The sequence below is a fragment of the Mycobacterium sp. NPDC006124 genome, assembly GCF_040614235.1.
Lineage (GTDB): Bacteria > Actinomycetota > Actinomycetes > Mycobacteriales > Mycobacteriaceae > Mycobacterium.
Map to the genome: position 1 here is coordinate 232,902 of NZ_JBEXUA010000005.1, position 12,456 is coordinate 245,357.

At 69.6% G+C, this 12,456-nt stretch carries 10 protein-coding genes; 3 read left to right on the forward strand and 7 right to left on the reverse strand.

Features of this window, described 5'->3' with window-relative positions; translation table 11 throughout:
* Positions 1-2 precede the first annotated feature (2 nt).
* On the forward strand, positions 3-1,289 hold the full coding sequence (locus tag ABZ195_RS13105; RefSeq protein WP_355218240.1) for a cytochrome: 1,287 nt from the start codon (positions 3-5) through the stop codon (positions 1,287-1,289).
* Here ABZ195_RS13105 and ppc read toward each other — a convergent pair whose 3' ends face one another.
* Complete coding sequence (gene ppc, locus ABZ195_RS13110) at positions 1,290-4,091, reverse strand: phosphoenolpyruvate carboxylase (RefSeq protein WP_355218242.1); 2,802 nt, start codon at positions 4,089-4,091, stop codon at positions 1,290-1,292.
* A 200-nt stretch (positions 4,092-4,291) separates the two neighbouring features.
* Between ppc and ABZ195_RS13115 the strand changes: the two genes are divergently transcribed.
* The gene (locus tag ABZ195_RS13115) at positions 4,292-5,560 is read left to right on the forward strand and encodes an ankyrin repeat domain-containing protein (protein ID WP_355218244.1); all 1,269 of its coding nucleotides are present in this window, start codon (positions 4,292-4,294) and stop codon (positions 5,558-5,560) included.
* On the opposite strand, the gene secG is transcribed toward ABZ195_RS13115, so the two are convergent.
* The 5 genes from secG to ABZ195_RS13140 form a co-directional block, all read right to left on the reverse strand.
* On the reverse strand, positions 5,544-5,780 hold the full coding sequence (gene secG / locus ABZ195_RS13120; protein WP_056548182.1) for a preprotein translocase subunit SecG: 237 nt from the start codon (positions 5,778-5,780) through the stop codon (positions 5,544-5,546). The two genes, ABZ195_RS13115 and secG, sit on opposite strands and share 17 nt — an antisense overlap.
* A 43-nt stretch (positions 5,781-5,823) precedes the next feature.
* Positions 5,824-6,609, reverse strand: coding sequence for a triose-phosphate isomerase (tpiA, locus tag ABZ195_RS13125; protein WP_355218247.1), 786 nt, complete (start codon positions 6,607-6,609; stop codon positions 5,824-5,826).
* A gap of 9 nt (positions 6,610-6,618) precedes the next feature.
* Positions 6,619-7,845, reverse strand: a complete 1,227-nt coding sequence (locus ABZ195_RS13130; RefSeq protein ID WP_355218249.1) for a phosphoglycerate kinase — start codon at positions 7,843-7,845, stop codon at positions 6,619-6,621.
* A 9-nt stretch (positions 7,846-7,854) separates the two neighbouring features.
* Positions 7,855-8,877: a type I glyceraldehyde-3-phosphate dehydrogenase gene (gene gap, locus ABZ195_RS13135; RefSeq protein WP_079926804.1), complete on the reverse strand. Its 1,023-nt coding sequence runs from the start codon at positions 8,875-8,877 to the stop codon at positions 7,855-7,857.
* A gap of 98 nt (positions 8,878-8,975) precedes the next feature.
* Positions 8,976-9,686, reverse strand: a complete 711-nt coding sequence (locus ABZ195_RS13140) for an ABC transporter substrate-binding protein (RefSeq protein WP_355218252.1) — start codon at positions 9,684-9,686, stop codon at positions 8,976-8,978.
* Between the two features lie 137 nt (positions 9,687-9,823).
* On the opposite strand from ABZ195_RS13140, the gene ABZ195_RS13145 reads away from it, so the two are divergent.
* Positions 9,824-11,476, forward strand: a complete 1,653-nt coding sequence (locus ABZ195_RS13145; RefSeq protein ID WP_355218254.1) for an alpha/beta fold hydrolase — start codon at positions 9,824-9,826, stop codon at positions 11,474-11,476.
* Here the strand turns inward: ABZ195_RS13145 and whiA are convergent.
* Positions 11,473-12,450 carry a DNA-binding protein WhiA gene (whiA, locus tag ABZ195_RS13150; RefSeq protein WP_355218548.1) on the reverse strand — a complete coding sequence of 326 codons (978 nt, stop codon included), beginning with the start codon at positions 12,448-12,450 and terminating at the stop codon, positions 11,473-11,475. The two genes, ABZ195_RS13145 and whiA, sit on opposite strands and share 4 nt — an antisense overlap.
* Between the last annotated feature and the right edge of the window lie 6 nt (positions 12,451-12,456).

The window sequence follows — 12,456 nt, forward strand, 5'->3', positions numbered from 1 at the left end:
ACGTGCCCGGACCGCTCGAGGTCTTGCCGTTCGCCCGCGGCGTCGGTCTGCCGTGGGACGTCGAGGTGTCCGACGCGGTGGGCGCCCTGGCCGATGCGCGTGCCATCCACGGGGATTCGTTCGTGGTGCGCAGCGGCGGTCGCGACCATTTGTTCACGTTCTCCCCCGCCGGCGTCGAGTCGTTCTACGCGTTGCCCGAGGACGTCGCCAGCAAGGGTGTGGCCGACTGGTCGATGTTGCGCCGCAAGCTTCCCGACGAGGTGTTCGTGGGACGTCGAGTGCTGCCGGACGCCTTGTTTCGCCGCGACGACGTGGCGTCCTACCTGACCCACCTGCGCCACGCCCTCGACGTGACCGAGACCGAACTGGGCGACGACGGGTCCGTCGAGGTGTTCGCGCTGACGCGACGACTGGGGCACCGCATGGGGTTGGCGTCGTGGGCGGGGCCGGGGTGCGCCGACGGCGACGCCTTCGAAGAGCTGGTGCGCGCGTTCGACGTCCTCGACGGATCCGAGGCCTCCGTCCGCCCCGACGTGATGGCGGCGGTCGCGGCTTCCGGCAAGCGCGCCGAACGTGCTGCGCTCGACGACATCGCCGAGACTCTCGAAGACGCCGTCCGACGGCATGATTCGGGTGCGCAAGGCGACGGCGAGCTGTTCGGCCGGATCGTCGCCGCGTGGGCGGACGAGCCCGCCGCGGACCGTCATCGTGGCATCGCGATGGACGTCGCGCTGATCCACGTCGCCTCGATGTCGAATCTGATGGCCGCGGTGGGCTGGGCGCTGGTGGATCTCGTGGAGCATCCCGACCTGGCGCGCCGGGTCGCCGACGGCGACGCCGACCTCGCGCAAGGCTGCGCGTTGGAGAGCATCCGGTTGGCACAGCGGTCGATCATGCCGCGTGCCGTGCTGGCCCCGGTGGCCTTCGACACCGGCGCTGGCGTCGTCGCCGTGCCCGCGGGGTGGACGATCGCCACCCTGCTCCCCGTGCTCAACACCACCGCCGCACCGGGTCTGGAGACCTGGGATCCGGGCCGCTGGCACCGCCACCGCCTGGCCGACGCGGCAGCGCTGGCCTCGCCGATGTTGGTGACCGCGTTCGGCCACGGCAGACATTCGTGTCCGGCGCAGCCGTTCTCGCTGTCGGCGATGACCATGGCGACGACCAGGCTGCTCGGCCGTTACGAGTTCACGCCGCGGTGGGCCGGGCATCCTCGGCCGGTCCCGGCCCAGATCGGTGGCGTCGCGCGGGCGGCCGACGCATGCCGGGTCGACTACCGGCGCCGGTGACTACCCGCTATTGCGCAGTGCGGTCGCCAACCCGCTCATGGTCAGCAGGATGCCGCGCTGCACCAGTTCGTCCTCGTCACCGGAGCGGAAGCGGCGCAGCAATTCGACCTGTAGATGGTTGAGCGGTTCGAGGTACGGGAACCGGTTGAACACCGAGCGGGCCAACGCGGGATTGTCGGCCAGCAGGTCGTCTTGGCCGGTGATCAGGCGCAGCATCCTGAGGGTCCGGTCGTGCTCGGCGACGATCTTGTCGAAGACCCTGTGCCGCAACGCTTCATCGTCGACGAGTTCGGAGTACCGGGCGGCCAGACCCATGTCGGCCTTCGCCAGCACCTGGGCCATGTTGGACAGCACCGAGCGGAAGAACGGCCACTTCTCGTAGAGGTCGTGCAGCACGGCGAGCTTGGTGTCCTCCTCGCCGTCGGCGATGAACTCCTCGAATGCCGACCCCGTGCCGTACCACCCGGGCAGCATCACCCGCGACTGGCTCCAGGACAGCACCCACGGGATCGCCCGCAGGTCGGAGATGGCCGTGGTCGGCTTGCGGGAGGCGGGGCGGCTGCCGATGTTGAGAGCACCGATCTCGCTGACCGGCGTCGACGCCTTGAAGTACTCGACGAAACCCGGTGTCTCGTGCACTAGTTCGGAGTACGCCCGCTGGGCCCGCGCGGCCAGGTCGTCGAGCACCTCGTAGGCGTCCTGGGCCAGCGTCCCAAGGCCTTCGGTGTCGAGCAGCGTGGACTCCAGGGTCGCGGCCAGCAGCGTCTCGAGGTTGCGGTGCGCGATGGTCGGCTCGGCGTACTTCGCGGCGATCACCTCACCCTGTTCGGTGATGCGCAGCGAACCCTTCACCGCTCCCGGCGGCTGCGCAAGGATCGCGTCGTAGCTCGGTCCGCCACCGCGGCCCACCGTCCCGCCGCGACCGTGGAAGAGCCGCAGGCGGATTCCGGTCTTGCGCGCGGATTCGACCAGTTCGAGCTCGGCGCGGTAGAGAGCCCAGTTCGCAGCCAGGTACCCGCCGTCCTTGTTGGAGTCGGAGTACCCGAGCATCACTTCCTGCTGCTCACCGCGCGCGTGCACCAGCGACCGGTACAGCGGAATGTCCAGCACGGCTTCGAGGATCGACGATCCGCGCTGCAGGTCGTCGATGGTCTCGAACAGCGGCACCACGCCCACGGGGCTGTACGGTTCGTCGCCGGAGGCATCGAGCAGACCGGCCTCCTTCAGGAAGACCGCGGCCTCGAGCATGTCCGAGACCGACTGACACATCGAGATGATGTAGTTGGGCACCGCCTCGGGACCGAACGTGCGAACCGCCCTGGCGGCGGCCGCGGTGATGTCGAGCTCCTTGCGGGCCAGCTCGGAGAGTTCGGCGCCGGGGCTCACCAGCGGGCGGCGGGTGGCCAGCTCGGCGGTCAGCAGCTCGACCCGCTCGTCCTCGGGTAGCGACGCATAGTCCGCGTGCACGCCGGCCCACGCGAGCAGTTCGGCCATCACCTCCTCGTGCACGTCGGAGTTCTGACGCAGGTCCAGACCCGCGAGGTGAAAGCCGAAGACGTGCAGGGCTTCTCGCAGACGCGCGAGTCGGTCGTCGGCCAGCAGGGCGCTGCCGTTGGCCCGCAGCGACGCGTCGACCACGTCGAGGTCTGCCATGAACTGCTCGGGCGTCTCGTAGGGGTCCATGCCCAGGTCCAGCTGATGCTCGGGCTGGCGGTCCAGGATCGTGGTCGCCGTGGCCGTCAGCCTGCCGTGCATGACGCGCAGGGCGCGCCGGTACGGCTCGTCGGCGCGGGCCGGTTCACCGCACGTGTCGGCCAGGGCCTGCAACTCGTCGGTGATTTGCACCAGCCGCACCGACATCGACAGCTCCTCCTCGAGCTTGGTCAGCTCGACGAAGTAGTGCGACAGGGCGGTGTAGGCGGCGCTGCCGGTGGCCAGGCGCACCACGTCGCCGGTGACGTTGGGGTTGCCGTCGCGATCCCCGCCAATCCACGATCCGGGTCGCAGGATGGGCTGTTCGAGCACGTGGGCCTCGGGCCACCGGGCTCGCAGCGCGGTGCGCACCTCGGCGTTGACCCGCGGGATGACCTCGAAGAAGGCCGCCGGGTAGTACCGCAACCCGGTTTCGATTTCGTCTTGAATCTTCAACCGCGACAAGCGAATCAACGCCGTCTGCCACAGCACCAGGATGTTTCGGCGCAGCTCCAGTTCGATGTCGAGGCCGTCGTCGGTGGTGCGCTGGCCGTGCATCCGCAACCGCATCAACTCGGTGATGCGGTGCTGGGTGTCGAACACCGTGCGGCGGCGGGTCTCGGTGGGGTGTGCGGTGATGACCGGCGAGACGAGGGCGCCGGTGAGGGCGTCGGCGACGGTGTCGGAGTCCAGCTTCGCGGATTCGAGCTTGAGGTAGGTGGCGGCCAGGCTGCTCCGCTGCGGCGGTTCGCCGGCCGCGACGTGGACGGCGCGGCGCCGTTCCCGGTGGATGTCCTCGGCCACGTTGGCCAGTAGCGCGAAGTGGGTGAAGGCCCGGATGACGGGAATGGCCTCGTGCACGTCGATGCCGTCGAACAGGCTGGCGAGATCGGAGCGGTCGATCTCGGACCGCCGCACCTGAAAGGCCCCCACGCGGGCCCGCTCGACGAGGTCGAAGACGTGGTCACCGTTCTGTTCGCGGACGGTGTCGCCGAGGATGCTGCCGAGCAGTCGGATGTCCTCGCGCATGGGTTCGGTGGCCTCACGGCCCACCTGGGTCCTGCGAACCGATCCGATGGGTGCCAGTGCGATGTCGGGAGCCTCGGCCATGGCGTCAAGTATCAACGCACCACGATCGCGACGCAGAACGAGGGCCTCGGCGATAGCCGACGAGGTAGTCTCGGCGGTGGCGTCCAGGGCGCCTCCGGTCCGCGGAAATGGGTTCAACCCTCCTGGCACGACCATGGTTTCGGCCCACCCTCCTTTCGGCCCGACGCAGCGGACCTCGGGTGCGACGAAAGGAGGCCGCCATGGCCCCGACCCTGCCCACCAATCCGTCCCTCGAGTGGTTCCGCCGCGACGCCCGCCGACTGCAACGCGCAGTGCGCGACGGCGATCCCGAGGCGCTCGCCCTGGTGTTGCGGCATCATCGCGCCGGTGCGCCCGCGGACCTGGCCACGTTCGCGTTGACCGCCGCGCAGCACGTCGTGGCCAGGGGCGTCGGCTTCAGCAGCTGGCCGCGTCTGCAGGCGTATCTGCGGACTGCCGAACGCCTCCGCCGCGACCCGACGGTCGCCGTCGACGACGACCCGGTCGCGCGGTTCCCGGCCCTGGCCTGTCTGACCTACTCCCAGGACGACGGTCCGGCGCGGTGGGCGGCGGCCGGTGAGGTGCTGCGCGCCCACCCCGACCTGCCCGCGCGGAGCGTGGCCGCCGCCGCGGTCGTCGGCGATCCGGTCGCGGTGCGCCGCCATCTGGAGCACCGCCCCGGGGCTGCCACCGAGGAGGGTGGGCCGTTCGGCTGGACGGCACTGCTCTACCTCGCCGGCTCGAGGATCCCGCAACGAGATCCGGTGGCGACGGCACGGGCGCTGCTCGACGCCGGGGCGGATCCGAATGCCGGTTATCTGTGGCTGGGGCTGCCGACGCCGTTCACGGTGCTCACGCTGTGCTTCGGTGAGGGTGAGGCGGGCCCGGGACGGCAGCCGCGGCACCCGGCCGGCGAGGATCTGGCCCGGCTGCTGCTCGAGCGCGGTGCCGATCCCAACGACGCGCAGACACTGTATGACCGGATGTTCGGCCGTGACGACGGGCATCTGCGAATCCTGTTGCCGGCCGGCCTCGGTCGGGGCGACGGCGGGCCGTGGCATCGCCGCCTCGGCGAGGCGCTGGAGACCCCCGAGGACATGGTGCAGCGGCAGGTCGACTGGGCGCGCGACCACGGTTTCACCGACCGCCTCGCGCTGCTCGCCTCCTACGGCTTCACTCGGGGGCGACCGGCGAGTTCGCCGTCACCGTGGCGGAGCCAGGGCACGACGCCGATCGCCAGGGCGGGCACGCCGGACGGGGTGCGGGCGGTAGCGGCGGCAGGTGGAGACGTCGACGCGAAGGTGGACGGTCACACGCTGCTGCACCATGCCGCATGGATCGGGGACGTAGAACTCGTCGAGGCGCTACTGGAGTGCGGAGCCGATCCCGATGTGGTCGACGACGAGCATGGTACGACGCCGTTGGCCTGGGCCGAACACGGTCAGGCCGAGGCGACCGCAGCGATTCTGCGACTCAGGAGCCGTACTTGATCTGCAGGGCGACGGCGACGATGGACACCAGCCAGATGGCGGTGATGAAGTAGGTCAGCCGGTCGAGGTTCTTCTCGACGACCGTCGAGCCCGACAGGCTGGATTGCACGCCACCACCGAAGAGGGTCGACAGGCCGCCGCCCTTGGCCCGATGCAGAAGCACCAACAGGATCACCAGGACGCTGGTGACGACGAGGGTGATCTGCAGGGCGAAAATCATGGTCGCAAGAATACCGGCGCCCCGCCAAATCGAGGAATCGGGGTCAGGGAAGCGGTCCGCCGGCGGCGATCGCCGAGAGGATCGCGAACTGCTCGCCGTCCAGGGACGCTCCGCCGACGAGGGCGCCGTCCACGTCGGCCTGACCGATGAGTTCACCGATGTTCTTGGCGTTGACCGACCCGCCGTAGAGCACGCGAACCGTGTCCGCGACGGCGGGCGAGGCAAGCTCGGCGAGCTCGGCGCGGATGGCCGCACATACCTCTTGCGCGTCGGCGGCGCTGGCCACCCGGCCGGTGCCGATCGCCCAAACCGGCTCGTAGGCGATGACGCTCGCACCGATCTGCTCGGCCGACAGCCCCGCCAGCGAACCCTTGAGCTGGTTGACGTTGTAGGCGACGTGGTCGCCGGCCTCGCGGATCTCCAGCCCCTCGCCGATGCAGACGATCGGGGTCAACCCGTGCTTGAGGGCGGCGGCCGCCTTCGCCGCGACCAAGGCGTCGTCCTCGCCGTGATAGGTACGACGCTCCGAGTGCCCGACGACCGCGAACGTGCACCCGAGCTTGGCCAGGAACGAACCGCTGATCTCCCCGGTATATGCCCCCGAGTCGTGCTGGGAGACGTCCTGCGCGCCGTAGGTCAGCCGCAGCTTGTCGCCGTCGACGAGGGTCTGCACGCTGCGCAGATCGGTGAACGGCGGGACGACGGTTACGTCGACCTTGTCGAAGTACTTCTCCGGCAACGAGAACGCGATCTTCTGCACCAGGGCGATGGCCTCGAAGTGGTTGAGGTTCATCTTCCAGTTGCCGGCGATGAGCGGTTTGCGTGCCACGGGGGTCTCCTAGCCTTCCAGGATCGAGATGCCGGGCAGCGTCTTGCCCTCGAGGTATTCCAGCGACGCACCACCACCGGTGGAGATGTGGGAGAAGCCGTCCTCCGGGAGACCGAGTTGACGCACGGCGGCGGCCGAGTCTCCGCCGCCGACGACGCTGAACGCACCCTTGGCGGTCGCGGCTATGACGGCTTCGGCCACGCCCTTGGTGCCCGCGGCGAACTCCGGGAACTCGAAGACGCCCATCGGGCCGTTCCAGAACACGGTCCTGGCGTTGGACAGCAAAGCGGTGAAGCGCTTGACCGACTCGGGACCGATGTCGAGGCCCATCCGGTCGTCGGCGATCGCGGTCACGGCCACGGTCTCGGCCGGCGAGTCGGCGGCGAACTTCTCCGCGACGACGACGTCGACCGGAAGGTGGATCACGTCACCGTAGTCCTCGAGCAGCTTCTTGCAGGTGTCGATCATCTCCGGCTGCAGCAGCGAGGTGCCTACCGAAACCCCCTGTGCGGCAAGGAAGGTGAAGCACATTCCGCCGCCGATCACGATGCTGTCGGCCTTGTTCGCCAAGTTCTCGATGACGGCCAGCTTGTCGGAGACCTTCGAGCCGCCGAGCACCACCGCATACGGACGCTCGGTCGAGCTGGTGAGCTGCTCGAGCACCTTGACCTCGGTGTCGACCAACGAGCCCGCGTAGTGCGGCAGGATCGTCGCCACGTCGTACACCGACGCCTGCTTGCGATGCACCACGCCGAATCCGTCGGAGACGAACGCACCGGGTGAACCGTCGGCCGCGCTGACCAGTTCGGCCAGCTCCTTGGCCAGCGCGAGCCGCTCGGCGTCGTCCTTGCTGGTCTCACGGGAATCGAAGCGGATGTTCTCGACCATCAACACGTCACCGTCGGTCAGACCTTCGGCGCGGGCGAGTGCGTCGGAGCCGACGACGTCACCCGCCAGCTGGACGTGCCTGCCCAATTCCGCGCCCAGGGCGGCCGCGACGGGTGCCAGTGAGAACTTGGGGTCGGGCCCGTCCTTCGGCCGTCCGAGATGGGCGGTGACGACGACCTTGGCCCCTGCGTCCGAGAGCGCCTTCAGCGTCGGGACCGACGCCAGGATGCGACCGGGATCGGTGATCGTCCCCTCGTCGTCGAGCGGAACGTTCAGGTCGGAGCGCACCAGCACGCCCCGGCCCTCGACGCCCTCAGCCAATAGGTCTTCGAGTGATTTGATCGCCATCTGCCGCGGTCAGAGCGACTTGCCGACCAACGCGACCAGGTCGACCAGCCGGTTCGAGTAGCCCCACTCGTTGTCGTACCACGACACGACCTTGGCCTGGTTGTCGATGACCTTGGTCAGGCCCGAGTCGAAGATCGAGCTGTGCGGGTCGGTGACGATGTCGCTCGAGACGATCGGCGCGTCGTAGTACTTGAGGATGCCCTTCAGGCGGCCCTCGGCCGCAGCCTTCATCGCCGCGTTGATCTCGTCGGCAGTGGCCGACTTGGCCAGCTCGGCGGTGAGGTCGGTGACCGAACCCGTGGGGATCGGCACGCGCAGGGCGTATCCGTCGAGCTTGCCCTTCAGCTCCGGCATGACCAAACCGATCGCCTTCGCCGCGCCAGTGGAGGTGGGGACGATGTTCAGGGCGGCGGCGCGGGCGCGACGCAGGTCGCTGTGCGGGCCGTCCTGCAGGTTCTGGTCCTGGGTGTAGGCGTGAATCGTGGTCATCAGACCCTTGACGATGCCGAACTCGTCGTGCAGGACCTTGGCCAGCGGGCCGAGGCAGTTCGTGGTGCACGAGGCGTTGGAGATGATGTTCTGGCTGCCGTCGTACTTGTCGTCGTTGACGCCCATGACGATGGTGATGTCGGGGTCGGTGGCCGGTGCGGAGATGATGACCTTCTTGGCACCGGCGTCGAGGTGACCCTTCGCCTTGGCGGCGTTGGTGAAGATGCCGGTGGACTCGACGACGACGTCGACGCCCAGATCGCCCCACGGAAGTTCGGCCGGACCGGCCTTGACCTCGAGCGCCTTGATCTTGGTGTCGCCGACGACGATGGTGTCGTCACCTTCGAGGCTGACGTCGTAGGGCAGCCGGCCGAGGATCGAGTCGAACTTCAGAAGGTGCGCCAGCGTGGCGTTGTCGGTCAGATCGTTGACGGCGATGATCTCGACGTCGACGTTGTTGCCGAGGGCCTTCTGCGCGTCCAGGGCCCTGAAGAAGTTGCGTCCGATTCGGCCGAAGCCGTTAACGCCTACCCGAACGGTCACTGTCGTGCTCCTTAGATCTCGAAGATGCTCTGGGACGTCGCCCCGTCTCGTGCTCGGGGATCAGCCTAGTGGTGCGCCCCTCCTGACGCGAAGGCTGGTCAGTGGGCGGCCAGACTCTGGTCCCGGTAGGGGTTGCCGAGCCATTTGCGGCGCATTTCCTGCAACGAGCCGTCGGCCTCGAGGCGGTCTTGGGCGGTGCCGAGCTGAGCCAACAGCGCGTCGTCACCCGGGGCCACGGCGACCGCGATCTCCTCGCGACTGAGCCCTCGCTGCACGACGTCGACGTCGGGGGCGGACGCGACGAGCTGGGTGAGGGTCGGTGCGAGGGCCACCAGGGCGTCGCAACCATGTGCCGCGAGTTCGCCTGCTGCCGAGGCGAAGTCGCGATGGCCGAAGGCGCGGACCGCTCCGATCTGGCCGGCGGCGAGCAGCCGCTCGGCGTAGGACTCCCCCGCCGAGCCCCGACGCACGGCGATGGTGAGCCCGGCCAGGTCGTCGACCGAACGGCTCGCCGGATGTCGCACCGCGTCGACGGCGAGCGCCTGCCCCGACACCAGATACGGCGGCCCGAACGCGGCAGAGGTCCGTCGCCCGGCGGTGGCGGTCAGACCCGCCACGACGCAGTCGCACGCCCCGGCCCGCAGGGCGGCGAGTGCGTCGGCCTCGAACGCGCCGACGGTGAGCCGCTCGACGGTCAAACCGAGGGCGGCCCCCAGCGCGGTGGCGAGGTCGACGTCGAGACCGCCGCCGTCGGCCATGGCGCCGAACGGTGGCTCGGGGGCGGTCCCGCCCACCCGAAGGGTGTCCATCGGCCCACGGTAGCGGCGCCGGTCGATTCGACCGAAACCGCGACCGCCGAGGTCGCTCGACGGCTACCGTCCGTTAGCTCGAGTCGGAGGTTCGGATGTACGAGAGTTCGCGTCGCCCCAGTTCGTACGGAACGCCCGTGCCGCACCCGCGGCTGCGGTTGGCCCTTGCCGCGATCCTGCTGACTGGGTTCTCCGCCGGTGCGTTGGGCAGCAGCGGCGTGGCCCTGGCCGACGACGGTTCGGCCAGTCCCTCGGGCCAGACCTCTGCGCACGACTCCACATCGGCCGGCTCCGGCGGGGCGGACGCGACCAAGCCGGACACCTCCAAGCCGGACACCTCCAAGCCGGACGCCACCAAGCCGGACACCACCAAGCCGGACACCTCCAAGCCGGATGCGGTGAAGCCGGACGCCACCACACCGGACGCGGTGAAGCCGGATGCGCCGAAACCAGAGCCGACTTCCGACACCAAGGAGCCCGAACCCAAGGAGCCCGAACCGCCCGCGTCCGAGCCCACCGAAGCGGCGCCCGCAGCCGACGCGCCGCACCAGTCCAACGGCCATGCACGGCAGCCGAATACGGCGGCGACCACTGCCCCCGAAGCCTCCCCACCGAAATCTCCGTCCCCTCCCCCTGCGCTACGCGTCGTCCCAGCGCAGGTCGCCCCGGTACAGGCAGTCCCGGCGCAGACTGCGGCGGTCGCGGCCGCAGCGGGCACCCCGCGGCCCGCACCGACCGTCGCGCCACGGCTGGACCTGCAACTCGCCGGGCTGGCCGTCGACGTCGCGACGGTGTCGGTGTCGGTGGTGCACACCGCGGCGACCGTCGTCGCCCAGTTCTTCGGCCCGTCGAGCTTCCTGGGCGTGCCCTACCTGTTGGCGATGTCGGTGGCCAACGCTGCGGCCGCCGCCGGTCGCACCCTGGTCGGTGCCTCGCCGGTACCTCCCACCGGTCGATTCGCGGTCGACTACGGCATCCTCGACGGGCTCTCGTTCTTCACCCCCACCAGGCCGCCCGCGGGAGCGAACGACCCGTCGATCAGGGTGACGCCGGAGCATCCGTTGCCGATCATCCTGCTCAACGGCACCTCTGCGACCCAGGGCGTCAACTGGTCGGTCGGGGCACCGGTGCTGGCGAACGCGGGCTACAAGGTCTACACGTTCAATTACGGCAACGTCACCGGTGATCCGAACTTCCCCATCCAGGCCGTGGGTGACATCCGGCAGTCCGGCCTCGAACTCGCCGCGGAGGTCGACAGGGTGCTCGCCGAGACCAAGGCCCCGAAGGTCATCCTCATCGGGCACTCCCAGGGCGGCGGCATCCTGCCGGTCTACTACGTCAACGAACTCGGCGGTGCGGCCAAGGTGTCCCAGGTCATCGGTCTCGCCCCGAGCAACCACGGCACCGACTTCGACCAACTCAACGGGTTGACGTCCATTCCGATCCTGGGGGCGCTGTTCACCGCCGTGGCCGACGCGATCGCCCCCGCACTGTTCCAGCAGGCGTCGGGGTCACCGTTCCAGGACGAGGTCTACGGGCACGGGGACACCCGGCCCGGGGTGCTGTACACGACGATCTCCTCGGTCGACGACGAGGTCGTCACGCCCTACACCCAGCAGGCGCTCACCGGGGACGGCGTCCACAACGTCGTGCTGCAGGACCGGTATCCAGGACTCGTCGTCGGGCACGCGAACATCTTCCTAAGCCCGCAGGCGATGGCCGCGGTGCTGGACGCGCTGGCCGCCAACCCCGCGGCCAATCCACTCCCACACTCGGCGGTCGCAGCTTAGGCGTCGTCGAGCAGGTCCGGTGTCACGGCCGACTCGGTGTCGGGGATGCCGTCCTGCTTGGCCTTGCGGTCGGCCATCGACAAGAGTCGCCGAATACGCCCTGCCACGGCGTCTTTGGTCATCGGAGGCTCGGCCAGCCGGCCCAGCTCCTCCAGTGACGCCTGCCGGTGCTCCACGCGCAACCGGCCCGCGTTGGACAGGTGGTCGGGCACGGAGTCACCGAGAATGTGCAGGGCGCGTTCCACCCGGGCCGCAGCGGCCACCGCGGCGCGCGCCGAGCGGCGCAGGTTCGCGTCGTCGAAGTTGGCGAGCCGGTTCGCGGTTGCCCGCACCTCGCGGCGCAGGCGGCGCTCCTCCCACGTCAGCCTGGTGTCCTGGGCGCCCATCCGCGTCAGCAACGCACCGATGGCCTCCCCGTCCCGCACCACCACGCGGTCGCTGCCGCGTACCTCGCGGGCCTTCGCGCTGACCCCGAGCCGACGCGCCGCCCCGACGAGGGCCAGTGCCGCTTCCGGACCGGGGCAGCTGATCTCCAGCGACGAGGAACGGCCCGGCTCGGTGAGCGACCCGTGCGCCAGAAACGCTCCGCGCCAGGCGGCCTCGGCGTCGCCGACGCTGCCGCCCACGACTTGGGCCGGCAAACCACGCACAGGCCTGCCCCGCAAATCCAGCAGTCCGGTCTGACGGGCCAGCGCCTCGCCGTCCTGAGCCACCCGGACCACGTACCTGGTGCCCTTGCGAATACCGCTGGCGGTCAGCACGTGCACGACGGCGTTGTAGCCGTAGAGGTCGTGGATGTCCTTGCGCAGCCGCCGGGCGATGACCCCGAGATCGACCTCGGCCTCGACGACCACTCGGCCCCCCACGATGTGCAGACCACCCGCGAAGCGCAGCAGCGACGCGACTTCCGCGCGTCGCGCGCTGACCGAGTTGATCACCAGACGGCTCAGCTCGTCCTTGACCTCGGCTGTCATCGCCAC